The organism is Pseudoalteromonas sp. GW168-MNA-CIBAN-0100 (assembly GCF_040309225.1).
Taxonomy (GTDB): domain Bacteria; phylum Pseudomonadota; class Gammaproteobacteria; order Enterobacterales; family Alteromonadaceae; genus Pseudoalteromonas; species Pseudoalteromonas arctica.
The window spans coordinates 16,632-39,532 of record NZ_JBEOOL010000028.1 but is presented as its reverse complement, the minus strand read 5'-3'; the positions used below and the strand labels follow the sequence as shown (position 1 = coordinate 39,532).

Genomic DNA, 22,901 nt, shown 5'->3' with positions numbered 1-22,901 from the left:
TAGACTCTGCCTTGCTTAAAAGCCAAACATACTACTGCAAATTAAACCTCGAAAGATAAACAGGCCCCTAGCTTATGTGCTCTAAATTACTGCCGCTTATGCAATTAAGCGTATACAGGTAATTTTGCACAAATTGCTTTTACTTTTTCTTTAACTTGCGCCTGTACAGATTCATCAGTGATGTTATCTAGTACGTCACAAATCCAGCCAGCAAGCTCTTTTGATTCTTCTTCTTTAAAACCACGACGAGTAATTGCAGGAGAACCAATACGCAAACCAGATGTTACAAATGGTGAGCGTGGATCGTTCGGTACTGAGTTTTTATTAACTGTGATGTTAGCGTTGCCTAGGGCTGCGTCTGCATCTTTACCAGTGATATCTTTATCGATTAAATCAAGTAAAAATAAGTGGTTTTCAGTTTTGTCAGAAACGATTTTGTAGCCGCGCTCTTGCATTACAGCAACCATTGCTTTTGCGTTTTTAACAACTTGTGTTTGGTATACTTTAAACTCTGGTTGAAGTGCTTCTTTAAATGCCACTGCTTTTGCTGCAATAACATGACATAAAGGACCGCCTTGGCCACCAGGGAAAACAGCGCTGTTAAGCTTTTTGTAGATTGCTTCGTCGCCACATGCAGAAATAATCAAACCACCACGAGGGCCTGCAAGTGTTTTATGCGTAGTTGTAGTTACAACGTGTGCATGAGGAACAGGGCTTGGGTAAACGCCTGCCGCAATTAAACCCGCAACGTGAGCCATATCAACAAACAGATAAGCACCGATTTTGTCAGCAATTTCACGGAATTTAGCCCAATCAACAATACCTGAGTACGCTGAGAAACCACCAATAATCATTTTTGGTTTGTGCTCAAGTGCTAGTGCTTCAACTTGTGCGTAATCAATTTCGCCCGTTGCTTCATCTAGTCCGTATTGGATTGCATTGTAAAGCTTACCAGAGAAACTTACGTGAGAACCGTGAGTTAAGTGACCACCATGAGCTAAGCTCATACCTAATACAGTATCGCCAGCGTCTAATAATGCTAGGAAAACAGCAGCATTTGCTTGCGAACCAGCATGTGGCTGTACGTTTGCGTAGTCAGAACCAAATAATTCGTTAGCACGGTCAATTGCTAATTGCTCAACAACATCTACATGCTCACAACCGCCATAATAACGTTTGCCTGGGTAACCTTCTGCGTATTTGTTTGTAAGCTGTGAACCCTGCGCTTCTAGTACGCGTGGGCTACAGTAGTTTTCTGAAGCGATTAGTTCGATATGCTCTTCTTGGCGAGCAGTTTCTTTGGTTATCGCGTCAAATAACTCTGGATCAAAATCCGAAATATTCATGCTACGTTCTAACATTGGGGTCTCCTAGGGCAACGTGTATGGTGTTTTTTAGAGGCTTTATTGTACGCTTTAAACGACTCTTTGCCTACGCTCTTAAGTTGAGGATATTTAAACAGGGATTGAAACTATTTCACAGCTCTTTTAAGATGATATTTTTTTATAAAGCCATAATAATTTTAAATGAATTATATTTACTACATTTAATTAGTAAATATAACTAAGTGTATTCATCCGTATAAAGTTATAAAAAAAGCGGCTCAAGCCGCTTTTACTTGTAATTTAGCTTAGCCTAATTTAGCGAGCATTTCGGTACGTAACGCGTCGTAATCGGCGTTCATATCGCTTGCTAGGCATGGTTTTGCTAGTGCATCAGCAAGTGGTTTTGGCATACCTAATTCAATATTTAGAATACCCTCTACGCTTTCTTTAAACTTAGCAGGATGAGCTGTCGCTAAAAAGATACCCGCTGCACCAGGTGCACGATTTTCAACAAGACCTTGGTAAGCAATAGCAGTATGAGGCTCTGCAACATAGCCATTTTGTTGAATTTTTTTCATCACGGCTTGCGTGTCTTGCTCGTTTACGCTTGTTGAATAAAAATTATCGTAGCTAAACCAGTTATTATCTAACATTGTTTGTACACGCGGCCAATTGTTTGGCTTACTTACATCCATCGCATTTGAAAGCGACTCAAGCGTTGCGTTTGGCGTCCAGTTTTTATCAAGCATAAAGCGCGGCACAGTATCATTTTGATTTGTTGTTGCACTTAATTTGCCAACAGGTAAACCAATAACCGCACCAATCATTGCGGCGCACACATTACCAAAATTACCACTTGGCACTGATATATGCGCTGTTGCGCGCTTTTCTTTTGGTAGCAGTGCAATGGCTTCAAAGTAGTAACAAACCTGAGCAACTAAACGGCTAATATTAATTGAATTAGCTGAGTTAAGCCCAAGTGTTGATTTAACTTCTTCATCTAAAAAGGCATTTTTAACTAACTCTTGGCAATCATCAAAGCTGCCCTCAACTGCGTAACAATGAATATTGTTACCTAGCGTAGTAAATAGCTTTTGCTGAGCAAGTGAAATTTTGCCTTTAGGGTATAAAATAACAACATCGATATTTGGTTTATTGTAAAAAGCATGCGCTACAGCTGCACCGGTATCGCCCGATGTTGCTGTTAAAATAGTTACTTTCTCGTCTTTGTTAAACTGCGTTAAACACTCTGCCATAAAGCGACCACCAAAGTCTTTAAACGCAAGTGTAGGACCATGAAACAGCTCTAAACAGTATGTGTTCTCTTCAACTTCCACCAGCTTAACGGGAAAGTTAAATGCATTTTTAACCATTTTTGCCACAGTATCGCTTGGTAGCTCATCACCAATTAGGTGCGATAATATTTTGCCGCTGCGCGTAACAAAGTCCATATCAAGCAATGCATCAACATCGGACAGTGGGGCCAGTGATTCTGGGAAAAATACACCTTGGTTACGACCCAAACCTGTTTTTACGGCTTCAACGAACGACACTTTTTGTGAGCTATCTTTTAAATTATGTAATTGCATGACTAACTATCCTATAAAACTGTTAATTGACGCGTGCCGTCGTTATCTAATTTACAAATGTGGCAAAAGCCTTGCTCGTTAATGTAATTGGTTTCTAACCACTGCGCGCATTGCTGTGCAGCTTCAAGTGTTTTACACACAGTAAATAAGGTTGGTCCTGCGCCCGAAATACTGACTATTTCAGCGCCCAGTGCTGGCAAGCTTGCTTTGGCTTCACTAAAGCCTTTAATGAGCGGTGCGCGGTAAGGTTCTGCTATTTCATCTTTCATTATGCTTAGCGCATCGTCAAAACGATTAGTTAACAGTAAGCTACTAAATGCCGATAAACGCTGCGCAAACTCAACACTTGCATGCATGCTCAACTCTTTTGGTAAAACAGAACGCGCTTTTGCTGTATTAAGTGAAAAACCAGGAAACGCAGCTACGTAATACCAGTTTTCATCAACCGGAAGTGCAATCGATTTATCAGGAATTAAATCACCCGTTAGCTGCAAACCACCTAAATAACATGGCGTGATGTTATCGTAATGACGACCGCCGCTCACCACAGCTTCAAAGTCAGCCATAAGCTCAATTAGCTCAACCTGGCTTAAATTAGTTTTTGCAAACTTATCAAGGGCAGCAAAAGTAGCCACGACCGAACATGCACTAGAGCCAAGCCCTGAGCCAATTGGTAAGTTCTTTTTAAGCTCGAGCTTTACGCTTGGCATAGTAGGCGCAACATGCGCTCTAAAATGCACTAAGCACTGGTACGCTAAATTTTCATTAGCATCACTTGGTAACTTGTGAGCGTACTCGCCTGTGCAAATAAATTCGTCGCTTGGTGCTGCGCTTACAACGGCTACATCACCTAACAAACGGCCATCAATTGGCGCAAGCGCTGCGCCAAGTGCATCAAAACCCACTGCAAAATTACCAATAGACGCCGGAGCATATACTTCAATCATAACGAGCTCCTAGCGCGATAACGTTTTTAAAATATCAGCAAATACACCCGCGGCTGTTACTTCCGAGCCGGCGCCATAACCACGAATTACAAACGGACGTGGCTGGTAGTATTGGCTTAAAATAGCCAGTGCGTTTTCACCATCACGAATGACACTAAGCGCATGCTTTGCATCTACCGCTTCAATACCTACTTTACAGTGGCCTTCTTTAATTGTGCCTACATAGCGAAGTACCCTACCCTCGCTCGCAGCGCTTTTGATACGGTCGTTAAAATCAGCATCTAAACTTGGTAGTTTTGCCATAAACTCATCAACGCTATCACCTTGTGCAAAACCTGGTGGTAATACTGACTCAACTTCAATATCGCTTAGCTCTAATTTCATACCGGCTTCGCGAGCAATGATCAATAACTTACGTGCGACATCGGTACCCGATAAATCATCACGAGGATCTGGCTCAGTAAAGCCACTTTCTTTGGCTTTAATAGTTGCCTCAGAAAGTGATAAACCATCTTGAAGTGCGCCAAACATATACGAAAGTGAACCTGATAAAATACCGCTAAACTCTAATAACTCATCACCGGCACCAAATAACGACTGTAAGTTGTCGATTACTGGTAAGCCTGCACCAACGTTTGTTTCGTATAAAAATTTACGATTATTCTTTTGCGTTGCTGCAATTAAATCTTGGTAATACGTGTATGAGCTTGTTGTTGCTTTTTTATTGGCAGCAACCACATGAAAACCTGCATTTAAAAAGTCTACATACTGCGCAGCAAGTGCATCCGACGACGTACAATCAACAAGCACAGGGTTTACTAAATGATTTTGCTTAACAAACTGCTCTACCAGTTTTAAATCAAACGCCTGCTCAGATGAGGCCAATTTTTGCTGCCAATCACCAAAAGCAATACCTTCACTATCAAGGTGTAATTGACGAGAGTTAGCAACACCATACAAATTAAGTTTAATATTACGTTTTTCAAGCCACGCTTGCTGGCGCTCAAGCTGATTAATAAGCTCTTGCCCTACTAAGCCACAACCTAGTAAAAACACATCAATTGACGGCACATGCGTGAAAAAGTTTTCATGGCATATTTTTACGGCGTCGTTACAAAGTTCGCCATCAATTACTGCTGAGATAGCACTTTCTGTAGAATCCTGTGCAATTGCCACAATGTTTACTTGCGCTTGTGCAAGCGATGCAAAAAACTTAGCCGCTAAGCCACGGTGCGCGCGCATGTTATCGCCCACTAAAGTAACAATGGCTAAATTGCGCTGCACTTGTACAGGCTCAATAAGCCCTGCTTGTAATTCAAGTTCAAATGCAGTTTGTAGCGCATCAAGTGCAAGTGCTAGGTCTGTTTCGTGTACACAAAAGCTAATACTAAATTCGCATGATGACTGCGTGATCAATACAATTGATACATTATCGTGAGCAAGCGCGTTAAATACCTTAGACGCCATACCTACTTTGCCTTTCATGCCTGGCCCTGAGACAGTTAGCATTGCAAGGTCTTGTAGGCTCGAAAGCGCTTTTACTGGCTCATCTGATGAATAATCGTTACCAATTAATGAGCCTTGTGCGTCTGGGTTATGCGTATTTTTAATTTCGCACGGCACGCCGGCTTTAGCACACGGCAAAATTGTTTTAGGGTGAAGTACTTTTGCACCAAAGTAAGAAAGCTCCATCGCTTCTTTATAAGATAAAAAATCTACTTTAGTCGCTTTTTTAATATAACGAGGATCAGCACTGTATACACCATCAACGTCTGTCCAAATTTGGCAAATTTCAGCTTCTAAACATGCTGCTGCAATTGCTGCTGAGTAGTCTGAGCCATTACGGCCAAGCGTTGTAAGTTCACCTTTGTCATTACTCGCTGTAAAACCAGGCATGATATAGATAGTTGCAGGGCTTTCTTTAAGCACAGCTTGAAAGCGCGCTTTACTTGTTACTAAATCAGCCTCGGCGTCGATATAACCGCCAGTTGAAGCGATACAGCTTGTTGCTTCTAAGTATCTTGCATCGTGCGAGTTCAATAAAGCCTGCATTAAAGAAACACTAACGCGCTCTCCAAAGCTAATTACAAATGCGCGAACCTGATCAGGGCAACATTGTATAAGTGACACGCCATCTAGTTTATTTTTAAGCTCGCCTAAGTTTGGCCAACTTGTAACTACTACACCACTTTTTTCAACGTCAGCTTTCAAACCTTCACAGCGGCTAACTAATGTTTGCCATTGCTGCGAAAAATCTAAGCCTTGTTCTGCAGCACTTGCAAGTGCGACTAGCGAATCGGTCATTCCACCGGGAGCAGAAAGTACCAAAAGCATTTCATCTTTTAATTGTGCTTTAACTAGCTGAGCTACCTGTTGTAAGCATGCATAGTCGGCAAGCGAAGACCCACCAAATTTTAAAACTCGCATTGTTTATGTTCCTCATCCCATAAAACGAAAAAAGGCCTGTGTTCTAAGTGAACACAGGCCTTTAAATTTGTTGCACCGACCTATGCCACTATCCAGTAAGAATGATGGTTGTAATAATAATGGTCAGTACGCGATTAATTGTTTTCATATGTTAAGACTGCCTTAACAAAGGCTATGCTGTCAACCCTAAATTAAAAGATAAAACAGCCTTTTTTAACATGAAAAAACCTAATGAATGCCAAATTTATGCAATATTTCGTTTAAGTTAGATTTATTGATAGGTTTATCGATAAAGTCTATTGCGCCAAGTTGTGCGACTCGTTGCTTCATTTTCTCTTGTATATCAGCAGAAATAACTAAAACAAAGCACTCTATTTTTTCTGTTTTTATAGTCTCGAGTACTTGTATACCATCAACTTCAGGCATGGTGAGGTCTAAGCACAATAAATCAAAGCTTTGTGCTCGTAAAAGTTCTAGAGCGTGCGCTCCATTTGTAGCTTGTTGTATTTGAGCGTCTATACATTCATTTAAACACCGCACGACTTGTTTACGGGCAACTGCAGAATCGTCACAGACTAATATCGAAAATTTCATCATGTTTACTACTACACAACCATCAAAGTTATTAAAAGGTTATTAAACTAATGCCTTCCATTGCATTTTAGACACTTTAACACGCCTCAAAGCACTCAGCGCATTAATAATTTAATACAATGATAAATATAGAATAAATCCGTTTAAGATATAATTAACCAAAGCAAATACTAATTAAGCCTACAATACATAACAGATAACGAATTTATTAATTTATACCTTGGTTTAAATACTTTGATACTACACGCTCACTTTTTGGGTTTATCTTATTAAATTTTAACTTTTTTATTTATTTTTAGAGGTTTATTGACTAACTTTTAAATTACTATCGTAACGTTACAAAAATAATAAAGGATGAACAAGTCACTCATGTTACAAAAAAGTCTTTCTAAGAAGCTACTGACTAGCGTTTTATCCGTCTATTTTTTGCTTACCTTTGTAGTGACCTGTGGACAAGTGCTTGCTGAATACGTCAATACTAAAGACTATATTCGCGATGAACTTAGTACCTTACAAAAAACCTTTAGTCGCAGCTTAACACGTGCAATTTGGGAGCTTAATACCAAGCAAACAATTACAACAGCAGAAGGTTTACTCGCCATTCCCATGATTGAAGGGATTATTGTTCGAGACGACAGCGGCGAAATTATTTCACAGCTAGGGCGCTCTCTTGATATACACAAGCTATATAACCAACAGTTAGTACAAGAAGAGGTTATTTTAGAAGACGCAAAATCGGGTTTATTTGGTTATACCTTTCCACTTATTTTTGAATTTTCAGGTCGTGCTACTCAAGTTGGTGACGTTACCTTATTCTCAAGTCGAGAAGTTGTTTTTAGCCGCATTATGGTATCAATCTACTTTTTGATTGGTAATGCGATGATTAAAACCACCTTTTTGATCATCTTATTTTTAATGGCATTTAGAAAACTTCTTACAGACCCTTTAGCAGAACTCACTGAGCAACTAGAAAATTTAGAACTAGACGAGCTAGAAGGTCAACATATAGAAATAGAAACAGAAGAACATAATGAACTAAAAGTGATGGAGCAGTCATTTAACAAACTAATAGATAAAGTGGTTCAGTATAGAAAAGAGCTTGAACACACCCAAAAAGAACTCATTATAAGTAACGAAAAGCTTGATCAACACAACATACAACTTGAACAAGACGTAGCCCGTAAAACATCCAACTTAAGCCAAGCAATGATGGATTTACAGCAGCAAAAATACGAACTCGAAAAGCAAAAAATTGTCCTCACCGAAGAAGTAGACTTACGCCGCAGCACAGAGCTAGAGTTAATTACAAAGCAAACTGAATCTCAGCGCTATATAGAAGAGTTAAGCCTTGCACAGGAACGTTTACTAGGCACAGAAAAAATGGCTGCGCTAGGCGGACTTGTAGCAGGTATTACACACGATATAAACACCCCTATTGGGATAGGTGTAACGGCAATATCATTTTTACAAGAACGCTTAAATAAACTCGAAAATGCTTATACCGAAAAAACACTTTCGCCAAAAGCACTAGAAGAGTTCATTAACGAGGCAAAGCAAAGCACAAGCTTACTAACCACTAACTTAGATAGAGCTTCGGAGCTTATTGCTAGCTTTAAACAAATAGCGGTCGATCAAGCCAGTGAAGCAGTAAGAACCATTAACTTTAAAGATTACACTAACGAAGTAATACGCTCACTGCACCCAAAACTAAAAAAGACATCCCATACTATAAAATTAGAATGTCCTGATGATTTAGTTTTAAATCTACCTGCAGGGGCTATAAGCCAAATTTTTACTAACCTAATTATGAACTCACTTATTCATGGCTTTGAAGGTAAAAGCAACGGTGTAATGGATATTAAAATAAGCGCTGATGACACTAACTTAACTATTGATTACAAAGATGACGGTAACGGTGTTACCAACGAGCAATTAAAAAAATTATTTGACCCATTTTTTACTACCAAACGCGATGAAGGTGGTAGCGGATTAGGCACCCATATAATGCTTAATTTGGTCAAGCAAACCCTTAGTGGCTCTATTGATGCAACGAGTGAACCGGGCAAAGGTCTGCGTTACTATATTCAATTTCCGAAGAACATGGCTAAGCCACTGCCTATTTTTGATAAATATGAATAAATAAAAGTATATGCATTAAATTATTAGTAACAAATCAGTCATTTCGAGATACTGTTTTTATTGCTATGATTGTACAAATTTTTCAAATGGATCAATTCCCCTATGTGGTTTAGTAACCTTATTTGTTACCGCTTTAAGCAAGACGTTTCATATACTCAAGAAGACTTTGATAAAGCATTAGAGCAAGATTTATTTCGCCCATGTACTGGTCAAGAGCTTGCAACATTTGGTTGGACAAAAGCGTTTGGAAAACATGGCGATACGCTATCGCATTTTTCTCAAAAAAGTATTCTAGTTTGCGCTAAACGCGAAGAAAAAGTACTCCCTGCTTCTGTTATTAATGAACTAGTTGCTGAGAAAATTGATCTGATAGAAGCTGAAGAAAACCGCCCAGTTAAAAAGAAAGAAAAAGACGAATTAAAAGAAAACATTCTTCATACTCTTCTACCTCAAGCATTTAAAAAGTCGAGCTTACAATTTGCCTTTATTGACCAAGAAAACGGTTGGGTTGTTGTAAATAGTGGCAGCTTTAATAAAGCAGAAGAGCTACTAGCACTACTTCGTAAATCGTTAGGAACGCTTCCGGTTGTACCTGCGTTTGCTAACTACGACCTAGATGTATTTTTAACTGATTGGTTAACTAACTTTAGTACACCAGAAGGTTTTGCTATTGGCTCAGATGCTGAACTTGAAGAAGCAGACGACAGCGGCGCACAAGTAAAACTTAAAGGTCATGACCTATCGTGTGATGAAGTTAAATCGCATTTAGAAAGTGGTAAACGCGTAACTAAACTTGCACTTGATTGGCAAGAGCGTCTTAAGTTTATGCTGCAAAACGATGGCTCTATCAAACGTTTAAGCTACTCTGAAACTCTAAAAGAAGAAAACGCAGATATTCCTAAAGAAGATATGGCTTTAAAACTTGATGCTGACTTTATTTTAGCTTCTGAAGAAATAAAGCAATTACTTGAAGAACTAACTGCAGGTTTAGGTGACGTTGAAGATTTAGAAAAAGCGTAAATACCATAGTGCCTACCTGCATAAATATTTAAGCAATTTAACAAATTAAATAGCATATAAGCAGGTTGGTATAACAGATAAAAATCCGATAGCAGTAAACTGCTATCGGATTTTTTTATGAAATTTAGAAGCACTTATTTATATCTAAACCGCGAACAGTATTTAGCTAACGATCGACGTATTAAAACCTAAGGTAATCATCTTTTAAGTAGGAGATTACAGCATGGTTCAAAGGTTCATCATGGTAAGTTATGTAGAGTGATATGAGATTATCTATATACGCTTCAAGCTGGACTGCACAAAAACTGAAGCTTTTGATTTTAATTAAAACCATTAACTTACTTTGTGCAGATAACTTATTTTAGCTTTTAGCGTCTTCAACTTTAGGTTGGCGATATATTTTTATAATGTGATATAAATTTACAAGCGACAATAAGCCGTTGGTAAAAATAACAGGCACTGCGCCAATGGCAACACCGTATGCAGTAAATACAATACAACCAAACATGTTGTACCAACGTAGTTTTACTACATCTGTCATTGTTAACGATGCAACTAATAAAGCTGATGCAATATAACCTAAATATTCCCAACTCAATTGTTCTCTCCTAGCCTTTAGGTTAGCATTACATGTACTGCTATCTTATGGCACTTGTAAGTATTGCAAAGTTACAACAAAATAAAAAAGCTAACCTGCTTAAAAAACCTGAAAAAGTTTGCCGGAAAATACCAGCAAATTCTTAAATCATTACACGGGAAATGAAGGTAAAATAATACTCTTAGCAAAGCTAATAATATTAGTAGCAAGTTAGCGTAAATTCTTAGTGTCTTAATGCTATCGTCATTAAGATGTAATAAATAGGACAAATGTCCGAAGAGCACATTGATGTTTCAATACCATTTTTCTAGTTACCTTGTTGATCAGCTTTTAACCTTTGCCGGTAGCAGCTATCAACAATCAAAAAAAGAAGTTCTGATCCATCAAGATCAGCCTTTAAGCAAGCTTGTGCTTGTACGCAGTGGCACTGTGTCGTTTAGTTACGACGTAGGTAATGGACGACGCCTGCTGTTAGGACAATTGGATTGTAACAACACCCTTATTGGTGAAATAGAAGCGCTAAATAATAATCCATGTATTTATACGGTAACGTGCTTTAGCGATGTAACTTATAACCTTATTGAATTAAGGCATTGGCGTGCTCTACTGCTTGAAAAACCAGAACTAAGCTTATACACAGCACAAACTATTGCGGCTAAATTTCAGGAAAACCAAAAAATCAATTTAGATAAGTTATTACTACCACTTAGCTATAACATAGCTAAAGATTGCTTACTAAGGGCCGAGAACAACAACCCTACGCTACTTAGAGCCTACCCAACTGTAAATGCTGAAGCCGAACGCTTTGCTACCACTGAGCGAGCTTACAGACGTGTTGTTACAGAACTTGTAGAAAAAGGCTTGGTACTTAGAAGTAACGATGGCTTACAAGCAGTCGATATACCAAAACTAAGTGAGTACGTAGATAGCTTTGCTCAGCTTTAAAATAAAAAAAGGCCTTAATGGCCTTTTTTTATTTATGCAAATTACTAATTACTTCTCTAGCAAAATGTCATGAATTTTCGCAAGATCAGATTTACCAGCAATAATTTCATCCGGCGTTAAACCCGATAGTTCATGCGGGAACACTAGCCACTCTTCAGATTCATGAATGTAATAATCTGGAACAGTGTCTACTTTTGAGTTTTTTGGCTTGTAGTACGGGCATGCAATACGAATATCACGTGGTAAGTTTAAGCGCATAAGCTCTGAAAGCTTTTCTTTTAATGCAACAATACTACGACCTGAGTCAAATACATCATCAACAATTAATAATGAATCACCTGCATTTGCGTTCTCTACAATGTAATGTAAGCCGTGTACTTTAATTTCTTTCGACTGTTTACCAATACCGTAATAAGACGATGTACGTACTGCAATGTGGTCAGTCTCAATGCCTTTGTAATCGTAATATTCTTGAACAGCAATACCGATCGGTGCACCACCTCGCCAAATACCAATAATAAAATCAGGACGAAAGCCATCTTGGTATACTTGTGCCGCTACGCGGAACGAATCTTCAAGCAGCTGTTGAGCTGTGATGTAGCACTTATCTGACATAATTAGAAACCCCAGTGGTGGATATAAGATTTGAGCGCAGCTTAGAGTTAAGCAAAAATTAAACTCAAACAGGTATTGGCGACTGATTTTACCGTAAATGAAATAAAATTGCTTGCCTGTAAATTAAAAAATAGGCACCCAAGGGTGCCTATTTTTAGCGTAAAAAGCGTAATTTAGTAAATATTATGCTTTTTCTTGTAAAGTACGAGCAACTGTACGCATACCTTGAGTTGTTGCACCCGCTGCCCATTGACTTGTACTGCCCATGTTAAATGCAGCCGCTAAATCTATGTGTACCCAGCCTTTGCCATCGTTTGGCACAAAGCGCGATAAAAAGCCTGCAGCATTCGATGCACCGCCATAACCGCCACCTTTTTGTGCACGGCTATTCGCCGTATCAGCATAAGGAGATGGGCAGTTTTGTTGATGCCATTTTTCAAGAGGAAGTGGCCAAGCAGCTTCCATTTCTTGAGATGCAAAACTCTCAACTTCACGTACAAGTTCTTTATCAAGTGCAAATAATGCATTGTACTCTTGGCCAACAGCAACAAGCGCTGCGCCAGTTAGTGTTGCTGCATCAATAATAAGTGGAGCGCCAGTCTCACCTGCGGCCATTAGGCCATCTGCAAGTACTAAGCGACCTTCAGCATCCGTGTTTACAATTTCAACTGTCGTGCCATTTTTATAAGTAAGAATGTCACCTAATTTGTATGCATGACCCGAAATTAAGTTCTCAGCACAACATAAAAACAGTTTAATACGTTTTTCAATACCACGGTTAATAGCCAATGCTAAACCTGCAGTTACTGTTGCAGCGCCGCCCATGTCGCACTTCATACCAAGCATACCTTCGCTTGATTTAATTGAGTAACCACCTGAGTCAAACGTAATACCTTTACCTACAAGCGCTGCACTTACTGGTGCATTTTCGTCGCCTGTTGGGTTGTAATCAAGCTCAAGCAATACTGGTGGGCGAACACTACCGCGACCAACAGCATGAATACCAATCCACTGTTGTTCTAGTAACGCATCACCTTTAATAATTTGGTAACTTACATGCTCAGGCGCTAATGATTGAATAAACTCAGCCGCTTTTTCAGCAAGGCTTTCAGGGTAAATGTCATCGGCAGTCCCGTTAACCATTTCACGTGCCCAAATTGCTGACGTTTTTAAGTGAGCAAGTTCTTTAATATCTGATTGTGCGTTATCAACAAACTCAACACCATTTAACGATTTTGGTGTTACAAAGCCTTGATAAAAAGCCCACTGGCTTTCTGTACACCAAGCATCGCCTGCTAATTCAACGTTTTTAATACCTTGGATTGCAATAGTACGACCAGCTTTTTGAACATTTTTCAATGTTTCTTGCTCAGACAAATGAACAGTTGCACCGCGCTCATTAAAAGACAATGACGCATTATCGCCCCAATGACTCGCTGCTGCTTGTTCGCTTAGTTGAACAACAAATTTTTCACTCATGTTAGAATACCCTTGCACTTAAATGTGCCACCGAGTTTACTATAGAGCGCTTAAGTTCCCAACAGCTTGAGATAAATAACATAAACCACACTGCTGTGCAGTATTTACGCTTTGGAAGTTATCATGAAGTACACGCCAACTCTGCAACCTGCCACCTTATTAAAACGCTACAAACGCTTTTTAGCTGATTTACAATTAAGTGATGGCAGTGAATTTACCGCCCACTGTGCTAATACAGGTAAAATGACGGGATGCGCAGAGCCGGGTTTTGCTGCTTTTTATTCAACAAGCGATAACGCAAAACGAAAATACCCGCATTCATTAGAGCTTACGCAAAATAACTTATCGCAGCTTATTTGTGTAAATACAGCGGTGGCCAATAAAGTAGTAGAAGAAGCAATAAACAATAATGTGATAAGCGAGCTACTCGACTACAGTCAATTGCAAAGCGAAGTAAAGTATGGCAGCGAAAACAGCAGAATCGACTTTTTACTCACAGACGAAAATAAGCCTGATTGCTACGTAGAAGTTAAATCAGTCACATTATTAAGCGAAGATGCACCACAAAGCGGGCAAGGCTACTTTCCTGATGCGCAAACACTGCGCGGACAAAAGCATATTCGCGAACTAATAGAAATGATCGAACAAGGCCACCGAGCAGTATTACTGTTCGCTGTTTTGCATGAAGGAATAAATACAGTAAGTGCAGCTGCGCATATTGATAAAAAATACGCCACGCTATTAAGCCAAGCAATAATAGCCGGCGTTGAAGTATTAGCATACAAGGCCACAATTTCTGCTAATGAAGTTTTACTTCATAAAAAAATAGTATTTGCACAATAGTGTATTAAACCAAGGGATTGAACTAAGCGTAATTTGCAAAATAAGCAAAGTACTCAAATTAAAAAAAGTTATACAAAGTGAATTATAAAAATTAACTTGTTTTTAAAGCTTTTGCCCACATAACAAGGCAAGTTTTAGAAAGCGAATATGTGAATTAATTAAAAGTGTAAATAAACTATTAATACACTTTTTACTCAGTAAGCATGGCTGAAGCTAATTCGATTAATTAAAAATAAATTTGCCTAGGATATAAGATTCTGTTATTTATACCGCCGGCTAATGCTGAGGCATTAAATTAAGGATTTAGGAGAGAGTTATGCCAGACCAAAAGAAACATGGTTTATTGGCTCAAGCCGGTTTAGAACCATACCAAGAAAAACCAGGCGAAGAGTACATGAATGATGCACAACGTGCTCATTTTAGAGCGATTTTAGAAACTTGGCGTAATGATTTACGTAACGAAGTTGATCGTACTAAATCACACATGCAAGACGAAGCTGCTAACTTTCCTGACCCAGTTGACCGCGCTGCACAAGAAGAAGAGTTCTCTTTAGAACTTCGTACTCGTGACCGCGAACGTAAATTAATCAAAAAAATTGAAAAAACAATTAATTTGATTAAAGAAGATGATTTTGGCTTTTGTGAGTCTTGTGGCATCGAAATTGGCATACGTCGCTTAGAAGCACGTCCTACTGCCGATTTATGCGTAGACTGCAAAACACTTGCAGAAATCAAAGAAAAGCAATCTGGACGCGGCTAATTAATACTTATTAATTAGTTATGTCTCCTACAGCCGTTACTGCGCCTATGCGTAAATATCGCGGTCGTTTTGCACCGTCTCCTTCTGGGCCATTACATTTTGGCTCACTTGTAGCGGCTGTGGGTAGTTATCTAGATGCAAAAGCTAACCAAGGAGATTGGTTAGTTCGTATAGAAGACATTGACACTACGCGCGTGGTTAAAAACGCCGACTCCGATATTCTTAATACCTTACATGCCTACGCCCTTCACTGGGACGAACCTGTTGTATATCAAACGCAGCGTCTGCCTTTATACCAAGATATTACCCACTCACTTTTAAAACAAAAACTTGTTTATGGTTGCACCTGTACTCGCAAACAAATAAAAGCCATTGGCGGTATTTATCAGGGGCATTGCCAAGCACTTAATCATAATACTCAATCCGGTGCGCTTCGCTTAGTTCAGCAACATCCAACGACTCAATTTAATGACTTAATTCAAGGTGATATAACGGTAAATAGCGCGCTTTCCCATGAAGATTACTTAATTAAACGCAGCGATGACTTATTTGCATATCAACTTGTTGTGGTCGTCGATGATATTGATCAAGGGATTAATCGAATTGTAAGAGGCGCTGATTTAATTGAGCCAACCGCACGCCAAATTAGTTTATTTAAACAACTCGATAGCCCTGTACCTGAATTTGCTCATTTACCTTTAGCGGTTGCCAAGCCTGGTTTCAAATTGTCTAAACAAAATTATGCTCCTGCCATTAGCAAACAAAATCCAAAGCCTGCTTTAATTAGTGCATTTGAATTTTTAGGATTGCCTGTTATAGCTGATTTAATCGATTTAAATATTGAACAATTAATCGCTTGGGGAATTAAAAACTTTAGCTTAAAACAGGTACCACAAGTATCCGAAATACAAATTTCTCAGCATCCACGTAGTCAGAAAGTCCAATTTACACATTTAAGTAAATAAAATAGCTAAAAACGGCTTAATTTCAACACATCAACTTAATTTTTAAACCCTGCTGGTATATGATAGCCGCCTAAATATATGCTAATTACGTCAAACAGCTTGTACTGGGCTATAACCGCCCCATTTGCTGTAACTTTTGATTGCGATGCAGAGTCAATCACACCTTCTAGGAGACAGACTATTATTTCCAAGCTTTTTCAATTTTGCCGACAAATAATCGGCCCGAATACCAGTGCCGAAAGCGCTTCTGTAAGCAGTGAACCTATTGTTGTCACTCGTGGTGAGCATGGTATTTCTCGCAAACAATTTAGCCCAAATGCAATCAAAGTATTATACCGCTTAAAAGACGGTGGCTACGATGCCTACCTTGTTGGTGGTTGTATTCGCGATATATTGTTAGGCCAACAGCCAAAAGATTTTGACGTAGTTACTAATGCCACGCCAGATCAAGTAAAAAAACTATTTAGAAACTGTCGCCTTATTGGTCGTCGCTTTCGTTTAGCACATATTGTATTTGGCCGTGAAATTATTGAAGTGGCGACTATGCGTGGCCACCACGAAGCGCAAGAAGACAAAAATCAAATAAGCCAATCAAGCGATGAAGGCCAATTACTACGTGACAACGTATTTGGCAGTATTGAAGAAGATGCAGAACGCCGCGACTTTTCAATCAATGCACTTTATTACTCAATCAAAGATTTTAGTATTCACGATTACGCCAACGGCTTAGCGGCAATTAAAGCTAAACAAATTGAGCTAATCGGCGACCCTGAAACGCGTTACCGCGAAGACCCTGTTCGTATGTTACGTGCAGTTCGCTTTGCTACTAAACTTGATATGAGCATTGCGCCTAAAAGTGAAAAGCCAATTAGCGAGCTTGCAAGTTTGCTTGATAACATTCCGCCAGCACGTTTATTTGAAGAAATTCTTAAGCTGTTTTTAAATGGCAAGGCCGAAGCTAACTTTTTAATGCTGCGTAAATACGGCTTATTCCGCTCACTGTTTCCTGAGCTTGATAAAATTTTAGATAAAAACCCAAGTGGCTTAGAACACACGCTTATTCAGCAAATGTTTCAAAATACCGACAAACGTATTAATGCCGATAAAAAAGTAACACCAGCGTTTATTTTTGCCGCACTACTTTGGTTCCCGCTGCTTGAACGTACTAAAAAGATTCAAAGCCAAGAGCAACTACCTGAGTACGATGCTTTCGCACAAGCAATGAATAAAGTACTAAGCGATAACTCACAACACATTGCGGTTCCTAAGCGCTTTACTTTAGGTGCTCGCGATATTTGGCATATTCAGCACCGTTTAGATAAACGCGCAGGCCAACGTGCTTACAGACTAACGCAGCAACCTCGCTTTAAAGCCGCCTACGACTTTTTACTCTTACGTGTAGACGCAGGCGAAACACAGCATACTGAGCTTGCCCAGTGGTGGACACAATACTTAAGCCAAGATATAAACGGCCAAAAAGAGATGGTTAAAAACTTAGGCCACCAAGGTGGTCCTAAGCCGCGAAAGCGCCGTCGACCAACTAAAAAGCCAGCTGAGTAATAACATGCACTGTGTTTATTTGGGTTTAGGTGCCAACCTAAACTCACCAAAAGAGCAGCTTGATAACGCGGTAATCGCGCTTAAAAAGCTGCCTAATTGTGAATTTATAAACGTATCGCATTACTATGCAAGTAAGCCTATGGGCCCACAAGATCAACCAAACTATATCAATGCAGTAGCGTGCATTAAAACGACTCTTGAGCCAGAGCAACTACTTGATTTAACGCAACGTATTGAACTTGAGCATGGTCGAGTAAGAAAGGCTGAGCGTTGGGGTCCACGCACTCTTGATATAGATACTCTATTATTTGATGATCAAATTATAAATACGGTGCGCTTAACTGTGCCTCATTATGGTTTGAATAATCGCGAGTTTGTGGTTTATCCACTATTAGAGCTTGCACCTGAACTTATTTTACCAAGCGGCATTGCATTAAAAACCATTGCAAATAACTTACCGCTCAACGACTTACAACAATTACCTCTGTAATTAACCTAGGCTTTTGCCTGCGAGGATATTATGTCTAAAATAACCGTTTCTACTTTAAATAAAATGAAAGCAGAAAATAACAAAATTACTGCATTAACAGCCTATGACGCTAGTTTTGCAAAGTTATTTCATGATAACGGCGTTGAAGTTATTTTAGTGGGCGACTCTTTGGGCATGGTACTACAAGGCGGCGATGACACCCTTGGCGTAACCAATCAAGATATTGCATATCATACCCGCTGTGTACGCGCTGGTAGCCGCGAATTATTTGTAATTGCTGACTTACCTTTTATGACCTACTCAAGCGTAAGTGATACTTGTAAAAATGCAGCTGAGCTTATGCGCGCTGGCGCAAACATGATTAAGCTTGAAGGCGGAGAGTGGCTTTACGAGAGCATTAAAACGCTTACTCAACAAGGTATTCCAGTTTGCGGGCATTTAGGCCTTACACCACAGTCAGTACATGTATTTGGTGGCTTTAAAATACAAGGTCGCGAAGAAGACAAAGCACAAAAAATGATTGATGACGCAAAAGCACTTGAAGCTGCTGGCGCACAATTATTAGTACTTGAATGTATTCCAAGTGCACTGGCAAAACGCATTACAGACGCCCTAAGCATCCCAACAATTGGTATTGGTGCGGGCAGTTTAACTGACGGCCAAATACTGGTAATGCATGACCTTGTTGGTATTTCAGCAGGTTACATTCCTAAATTTTCTAAAAACTTTTTGCTCGAAACAGGCAATATGCCTGCAGCCGTTCAAAAGTATTGTACAGACGTTAAAAATGGCGCGTTTCCAAGCGCTGAACACGAGTTTAAATAATGCAGTCAATTACTGAAATCAGATCGTTACGTAGTCAAATTAAAGCATGGCGCCAAGCGGGTCTTAGCGTGGCACTTGTGCCAACGATGGGCAACTTGCACCGTGGGCATTTTTCGCTAGTAGAAAAAGCAAAAAACTTAGCCGATAAAGTCGTTGTGAGTATTTTTGTTAACCCAATGCAATTTGGTGCTAACGAAGATTTAGATAACTATCCTCGTACACTAAACGAAGATAAACAAGGCCTTGCAGAACTAGGCACTGATATTGTATTTACCCCAAGTGTAGAAACAATTTATCCAAATGGACTTGGCGCACAGAGCTTTGTAGATGTGCCTGATATTTCATTAGGTTACTGTGGTGGCTCACGCCCTGGTCACTTTAGAGGTGTTGCAACGGTAGTTACAAAATTATTTAATCTTGTACAACCCGATTACGCCTGCTTTGGTGAAAAGGATTTTCAGCAACTGCAAGTAATTAAAACCATGGCACGCGACCTATCAATTCCGGTTGAAGTTATTGGTGTACCTACAATGCGAGAAGTTTCTGGCCTTGCTATGAGCTCACGTAATGGTTACTTATCTGATGAGCAAAAAGCGACTGCAACCGTATTATTTAAAGCACTTAATACATGCGCTGAGCAACTTAAAAGCGGCGAAAAAGACTTCGTAAAACTTGAAAGCTTAGCTAAACAGAGCTTAGAGCAAGCTGGCCTAAAGCCAGACTATTTTGAGATTGCTCAACGAGATACATTAAAAACTGCTACAATCGAAGATACTCAATTTGTTATTTTAGCCGCAGCCTATTTTGGTGGTGTTAGATTGATCGACAATATTCAAGTCGAAATTTAATATTATTGCGACTCCATTTTAAGGATAAGAAGCATGCACACTTTAATAAAAACAAGCGTAGTCGCCCTTACTTTTGCACTATTAGTAGGTTGCCAAAACCAAGTTGAAAACCCTGAAATGAATCAGTGTGCTCAACAAAATTACCAATGCGAAAGTACATGTGAACAGCAAACAACTGCTGAGGGCTTAAAGCAACAAGTATGCTCTGGAAAATGTGTTGAGAGCTATAATCAATGTAAAGCACAAGCCGAAAAATTAGGTAATATTTAATGCCTAAAAGTTTTTAGTTTTAGGCACAAAAAAACCGCTCAATGAGCGGTTTTTTATTGCCTATGGTTTATCATACCAATTTTATTAAAAACATGACCATTCTAGCGTATTAAATAACTCACTAACTACGTTAAAAATTATTTATATAGAACAACTATGTATCATAATTTTAGCCTTGTTATTGCGCTATTTTCTTATCGCTATAATAACTCACTAATTTAATGCAATTGGTATTAGTTCAAACCCAGCTTTTTAAGTTCTGTTTTTACTAGCTTTGCAGAAAGTGGTACATAACCATCTTTTTCTACAATTTGCTGACCATCTTTTGAAAGTACCATTCTTAAAAATTGTTCTTCCATAGGTGATAGTGGCTTATTCGGGTGTTTATTCACATAAACATATAAAAAGCGCGATAGCGGGTATTTACCTTGTGCAACGTTATCAAGTGTTGCATCAACAAAGTTATCGCCTTTTTTAGCTAGCGGTACTGTACGTACGCCCGATGTTTTATAGCCGATACCAGAGTAACCAATTGCATTTAATGAAGATGAAATTGACTGTACTACCGATGCAGAACCCGGTTGCTCATTTACGTTATTACGGAAATCACCTTTACACAGTGCTTTCTTTTTAAAGTAGCCATAAGTACCTGACACTGAGTTACGTCCATAAAGCTGAACGTCTTTAGCAGCCCAATCGCCTGTTAGGCCGACATCGCTCCAACGATTAACTTGCTCTGGTGCGCCACATTTACGAGTAGATGAAAAAATAGCATCTACTTGGTCAATACGAAGACCTTCAATTGGGTTATCTTTATGTACAAATACAGCAAGTGCATCAATAGCTACGCGAACTTCTGTTGGCTTATAACCGTAACGTTTTTCGAACGCTTCGATTTCTTTAGATTTCATTTTACGGCTCATTGGACCTAGGTTAGCTGTACCTTCGGTAAGTGCCGGTGGCGCAGTAGAAGAACCTGCTGCTTGAATTTGAATATTTACATTTGGGTAAATACGTTTGTACTCTTCAGCCCAGAACGTCATCATGTTGGCTAAAGTGTCAGAACCTACTGATGAGAAGTTACCTGAAACACCACTAATTTTTTGATACTCAGGAATATCTTGGTCTAAAGCAACTGCTTGTGCAGATACGAAAGTTGTAACAGCCACACCCATTGCGGCAACTAAGTTTTTAAATTTCATGTAGGGTTCTCCGGTTTGTTCGTCCCATTTTCTAACTGCTGCCCACTCTAAAGTGAGTACATGACAGTTACATTACTCTTAAATGACACTTTTATGACTTTACTTTTCAGCCTAATTACTTAGCTAGCGAAACTATCTTATCTATTGAAAATTCGAAAGAAAAACACGAACCTTTGTTAACTTCACTGCTAATATTTAATTTGCTATCGTGGCGCGTTAGTACATGTTTTGTAATCGCAAGCCCTAAACCTGAGCCACCTGTTGTTCTGCTGCGGGCTTTATCAACACGATAAAAACGCTCAGTTAAACGGTTAATATGCTCTGGCGCAATACCATCACCATTATCGGTAACACTAAAACACGCTTTATTGTTTTTGCGCTGCCAACACACTTCCACTTTGCCACCGGGCTTAGTGTAATGAATGGCGTTAAATACTAAATTAGAAAACGCACTACGCAGTTCATCCTCAGAGCCTTTAATATCGAGGGTTTTATCAATATTAAAAATAAGCTCATGGCCTTTGTCTTGATTAATTGAGTTTGCCTCAGTGTGAATATAACCAAGTAATTGCGGCACATTTATAGCTTTATCGTTGTCTTGGCGCCGTGCACCTTCAATACGCGAAAGCGATAATAATTGGCTGACTAAGCTATCCATGCGCTTGCATTGTTCAAGCATAGTATTTTGCGCTTTGTTCCACATTGCTGGCGGCGGCATCATGTCGCCATCCATCATCTCAAGATAGCCAGTAACCACTGTAAGCGGTGTACGTAGTTCGTGTGACACATTGGCTACAAAGTCTTTACGCATCTGTTCTAGCTGTTTCAAGCGCGTTACATCACGCACAACAACCATAAGTTGCGTGCTTGCATAAGGCATTACCCTAAATTCTAGTACTTGCTCAATGCTATGACCGTTATCCAGCTCAAGCGCGTCGTCAAATTCACCTTTGTGCATGTATTTAGCAAACTTAGGTTCGCGAATTAAATTATCAAGACGCTGACCATGATCGGTTGGCCACTGCAAACCAAGCACTTTAAGGGCTAATTGATTACACCACACAATACTTAAATCGTTTTGTAATACCACTACCGCATCAGGTACTGCTTCAGCTCCATCGCGAAAGCGACGAATTAAATCAGCAAGCTCATTACGTTTTTTACGATTACGGTGCTGTAGATGATAAATACCTTCAAACACTTGCTCCCATGCACCCTCGCCCTCAGGTGGATTAAAGCTACGTTGATTAAGTAGCCAATCGCTCAAACGATAAAGTTGATGGTAGTGCCAAATAAGGAGGGAAAAAGATCCTAAAAATAAAAGCAAAAATGGCGCGCCAACCAGCACACCAATTAATAGTAAGGGTAAAAAATAGATAAACAGGCGCTTTACTAACGCCTGCTTATTAACAACTCGATACATACACTCACTTTACCTTAGAGTAGTAATACATGCGTAT

Annotated in this window: 21 protein-coding genes; 11 read left to right on the top strand and 10 right to left on the bottom strand. The window is 39.4% G+C overall.

The window, feature by feature from the left end:
• Nucleotides 1-104 precede the first annotated feature (104 nt).
• The 5 genes from glyA to AAEY62_RS15965 all read right to left on the bottom strand — a co-directional run bounded on the left by glyA (nt 105) and on the right by AAEY62_RS15965 (nt 6,885).
• Nucleotides 105-1,361: a serine hydroxymethyltransferase gene (glyA, locus tag AAEY62_RS15985; protein ID WP_024589760.1), complete on the bottom strand. Its 1,257-nt coding sequence runs from the start codon at nt 1,359-1,361 to the stop codon at nt 105-107.
• A 269-nt stretch (nt 1,362-1,630) separates the two neighbouring features.
• Nucleotides 1,631-2,914 carry a threonine synthase gene (thrC, locus tag AAEY62_RS15980; RefSeq protein ID WP_350635342.1) on the bottom strand — a complete coding sequence of 428 codons (1,284 nt, stop codon included), beginning with the start codon at nt 2,912-2,914 and terminating at the stop codon, nt 1,631-1,633.
• An 11-nt stretch (nt 2,915-2,925) separates the two neighbouring features.
• Nucleotides 2,926-3,861, bottom strand: a complete 936-nt coding sequence (thrB, locus tag AAEY62_RS15975) for a homoserine kinase (RefSeq protein ID WP_350635340.1) — start codon at nt 3,859-3,861, stop codon at nt 2,926-2,928.
• Nucleotides 3,862-3,870: 9 nt separating this feature from the next.
• Nucleotides 3,871-6,288, bottom strand: a complete 2,418-nt coding sequence (thrA, locus tag AAEY62_RS15970) for a bifunctional aspartate kinase/homoserine dehydrogenase I (protein ID WP_350635338.1) — start codon at nt 6,286-6,288, stop codon at nt 3,871-3,873.
• Between the two features lie 228 nt (nt 6,289-6,516).
• Nucleotides 6,517-6,885, bottom strand: a complete 369-nt coding sequence (locus AAEY62_RS15965; protein WP_007587152.1) for a response regulator — start codon at nt 6,883-6,885, stop codon at nt 6,517-6,519.
• Between the two features lie 366 nt (nt 6,886-7,251).
• On the opposite strand from AAEY62_RS15965, the gene AAEY62_RS15960 reads away from it, so the two are divergent.
• Both AAEY62_RS15960 and rdgC read left to right on the top strand, forming a co-directional pair.
• A complete protein-coding gene (locus AAEY62_RS15960) occupies nt 7,252-9,021 on the top strand; it encodes a sensor histidine kinase (protein ID WP_024593692.1) in 1,770 nt (589 codons plus the stop codon).
• Nucleotides 9,022-9,123: 102 nt separating this feature from the next.
• Nucleotides 9,124-10,041: a recombination-associated protein RdgC gene (rdgC, locus tag AAEY62_RS15955; RefSeq protein ID WP_024589755.1), complete on the top strand. Its 918-nt coding sequence runs from the start codon at nt 9,124-9,126 to the stop codon at nt 10,039-10,041.
• Nucleotides 10,042-10,402: 361 nt separating this feature from the next.
• On the opposite strand, the gene AAEY62_RS15950 is transcribed toward rdgC, so the two are convergent.
• Nucleotides 10,403-10,639, bottom strand: a complete 237-nt coding sequence (locus AAEY62_RS15950; protein WP_002962663.1) for a YgjV family protein — start codon at nt 10,637-10,639, stop codon at nt 10,403-10,405.
• A gap of 288 nt (nt 10,640-10,927) precedes the next feature.
• Between AAEY62_RS15950 and AAEY62_RS15945 the strand changes: the two genes are divergently transcribed.
• The gene (locus AAEY62_RS15945) at nt 10,928-11,584 is read left to right on the top strand and encodes a Crp/Fnr family transcriptional regulator (RefSeq protein ID WP_002962665.1); all 657 of its coding nucleotides are present in this window, start codon (nt 10,928-10,930) and stop codon (nt 11,582-11,584) included.
• A 48-nt stretch (nt 11,585-11,632) separates the two neighbouring features.
• On the opposite strand, the gene AAEY62_RS15940 is transcribed toward AAEY62_RS15945, so the two are convergent.
• Together AAEY62_RS15940 and pepB are read right to left on the bottom strand one after the other, a co-directional pair.
• On the bottom strand, nt 11,633-12,199 hold the full coding sequence (locus AAEY62_RS15940) for a phosphoribosyltransferase (protein ID WP_007377478.1): 567 nt from the start codon (nt 12,197-12,199) through the stop codon (nt 11,633-11,635).
• Nucleotides 12,200-12,382: 183 nt separating this feature from the next.
• Entirely contained in the window at nt 12,383-13,678 is a 1,296-nt protein-coding gene (gene pepB, locus AAEY62_RS15935) for an aminopeptidase PepB (RefSeq protein ID WP_024589754.1), read from the bottom strand.
• Nucleotides 13,679-13,801: 123 nt separating this feature from the next.
• On the opposite strand from pepB, the gene sfsA reads away from it, so the two are divergent.
• The 8 genes from sfsA (at nt 13,802) to AAEY62_RS15895 (ending at nt 20,239) form a co-directional block, all read left to right on the top strand.
• Nucleotides 13,802-14,521, top strand: coding sequence for a DNA/RNA nuclease SfsA (sfsA, locus tag AAEY62_RS15930; RefSeq protein ID WP_007587160.1), 720 nt, complete (start codon nt 13,802-13,804; stop codon nt 14,519-14,521).
• Nucleotides 14,522-14,837: 316 nt separating this feature from the next.
• Nucleotides 14,838-15,281, top strand: a complete 444-nt coding sequence (gene dksA, locus AAEY62_RS15925; RefSeq protein WP_002962671.1) for an RNA polymerase-binding protein DksA — start codon at nt 14,838-14,840, stop codon at nt 15,279-15,281.
• 20 nt (nt 15,282-15,301) lie between these two features.
• Nucleotides 15,302-16,246 carry a tRNA glutamyl-Q(34) synthetase GluQRS gene (gluQRS, locus tag AAEY62_RS15920; protein WP_024608324.1) on the top strand — a complete coding sequence of 315 codons (945 nt, stop codon included), beginning with the start codon at nt 15,302-15,304 and terminating at the stop codon, nt 16,244-16,246.
• A gap of 78 nt (nt 16,247-16,324) precedes the next feature.
• Nucleotides 16,325-17,806, top strand: coding sequence for a polynucleotide adenylyltransferase PcnB (pcnB, locus tag AAEY62_RS15915; protein WP_024608323.1), 1,482 nt, complete (start codon nt 16,325-16,327; stop codon nt 17,804-17,806).
• Nucleotides 17,807-17,810: 4 nt separating this feature from the next.
• Nucleotides 17,811-18,296, top strand: coding sequence for a 2-amino-4-hydroxy-6-hydroxymethyldihydropteridine diphosphokinase (folK, locus tag AAEY62_RS15910; protein ID WP_350635336.1), 486 nt, complete (start codon nt 17,811-17,813; stop codon nt 18,294-18,296).
• Nucleotides 18,297-18,326: 30 nt separating this feature from the next.
• Nucleotides 18,327-19,121: a 3-methyl-2-oxobutanoate hydroxymethyltransferase gene (panB, locus tag AAEY62_RS15905; RefSeq protein WP_007587166.1), complete on the top strand. Its 795-nt coding sequence runs from the start codon at nt 18,327-18,329 to the stop codon at nt 19,119-19,121.
• Nucleotides 19,121-19,969, top strand: a complete 849-nt coding sequence (panC, locus tag AAEY62_RS15900) for a pantoate--beta-alanine ligase (RefSeq protein ID WP_007587167.1) — start codon at nt 19,121-19,123, stop codon at nt 19,967-19,969. Before panB ends, panC begins: the two co-directional genes overlap by 1 nt.
• 33 nt (nt 19,970-20,002) lie before the next feature.
• The gene (locus tag AAEY62_RS15895; RefSeq protein ID WP_007587168.1) at nt 20,003-20,239 is read left to right on the top strand and encodes a hypothetical protein; all 237 of its coding nucleotides are present in this window, start codon (nt 20,003-20,005) and stop codon (nt 20,237-20,239) included.
• 233 nt (nt 20,240-20,472) lie between these two features.
• Here the strand turns inward: AAEY62_RS15895 and AAEY62_RS15890 are convergent, their stop codons facing one another.
• Nucleotides 20,473-21,441 (bottom strand): PstS family phosphate ABC transporter substrate-binding protein, encoded by a 969-nt coding sequence (locus AAEY62_RS15890; RefSeq protein ID WP_010554592.1) that lies wholly within the window; start codon nt 21,439-21,441, stop codon nt 20,473-20,475.
• A 115-nt stretch (nt 21,442-21,556) separates the two neighbouring features.
• Nucleotides 21,557-22,864, bottom strand: a complete 1,308-nt coding sequence (gene phoR, locus AAEY62_RS15885) for a phosphate regulon sensor histidine kinase PhoR (protein ID WP_007587170.1) — start codon at nt 22,862-22,864, stop codon at nt 21,557-21,559.
• Nucleotides 22,865-22,901: the final 37 nt, after the last annotated feature.

Excerpts from the sequence above, each read along its gene's own strand:
- glyA (WP_024589760.1), bottom strand. The coding sequence starts at position 1,361 with ATGTTAGAACGTAGCATGAATATTTCGGATTTTGATCCAGAGTTATTT.
- thrC (WP_350635342.1), bottom strand. The coding sequence starts at position 2,914 with ATGCAATTACATAATTTAAAAGATAGCTCACAAAAAGTGTCGTTCGTT.
- thrB (WP_350635340.1), bottom strand. The coding sequence starts at position 3,861 with ATGATTGAAGTATATGCTCCGGCGTCTATTGGTAATTTTGCAGTGGGT.
- thrA (WP_350635338.1), bottom strand. The coding sequence starts at position 6,288 with ATGCGAGTTTTAAAATTTGGTGGGTCTTCGCTTGCCGACTATGCATGC.
- AAEY62_RS15965 (WP_007587152.1), bottom strand. The coding sequence starts at position 6,885 with ATGATGAAATTTTCGATATTAGTCTGTGACGATTCTGCAGTTGCCCGT.
- AAEY62_RS15960 (WP_024593692.1), top strand. The coding sequence starts at position 7,252 with ATGTTACAAAAAAGTCTTTCTAAGAAGCTACTGACTAGCGTTTTATCC.
- rdgC (WP_024589755.1), top strand. The coding sequence starts at position 9,124 with ATGTGGTTTAGTAACCTTATTTGTTACCGCTTTAAGCAAGACGTTTCA.
- AAEY62_RS15945 (WP_002962665.1), top strand. The coding sequence starts at position 10,928 with ATGTTTCAATACCATTTTTCTAGTTACCTTGTTGATCAGCTTTTAACC.
- AAEY62_RS15940 (WP_007377478.1), bottom strand. The coding sequence starts at position 12,199 with ATGTCAGATAAGTGCTACATCACAGCTCAACAGCTGCTTGAAGATTCG.
- pepB (WP_024589754.1), bottom strand. The coding sequence starts at position 13,678 with ATGAGTGAAAAATTTGTTGTTCAACTAAGCGAACAAGCAGCAGCGAGT.
- sfsA (WP_007587160.1), top strand. The coding sequence starts at position 13,802 with ATGAAGTACACGCCAACTCTGCAACCTGCCACCTTATTAAAACGCTAC.
- dksA (WP_002962671.1), top strand. The coding sequence starts at position 14,838 with ATGCCAGACCAAAAGAAACATGGTTTATTGGCTCAAGCCGGTTTAGAA.
- gluQRS (WP_024608324.1), top strand. The coding sequence starts at position 15,302 with ATGTCTCCTACAGCCGTTACTGCGCCTATGCGTAAATATCGCGGTCGT.
- pcnB (WP_024608323.1), top strand. The coding sequence starts at position 16,325 with ATGCTAATTACGTCAAACAGCTTGTACTGGGCTATAACCGCCCCATTT.
- folK (WP_350635336.1), top strand. The coding sequence starts at position 17,811 with ATGCACTGTGTTTATTTGGGTTTAGGTGCCAACCTAAACTCACCAAAA.
- panB (WP_007587166.1), top strand. The coding sequence starts at position 18,327 with ATGTCTAAAATAACCGTTTCTACTTTAAATAAAATGAAAGCAGAAAAT.
- panC (WP_007587167.1), top strand. The coding sequence starts at position 19,121 with ATGCAGTCAATTACTGAAATCAGATCGTTACGTAGTCAAATTAAAGCA.
- AAEY62_RS15895 (WP_007587168.1), top strand. The coding sequence starts at position 20,003 with ATGCACACTTTAATAAAAACAAGCGTAGTCGCCCTTACTTTTGCACTA.
- AAEY62_RS15890 (WP_010554592.1), bottom strand. The coding sequence starts at position 21,441 with ATGAAATTTAAAAACTTAGTTGCCGCAATGGGTGTGGCTGTTACAACT.
- phoR (WP_007587170.1), bottom strand. The coding sequence starts at position 22,864 with ATGTATCGAGTTGTTAATAAGCAGGCGTTAGTAAAGCGCCTGTTTATC.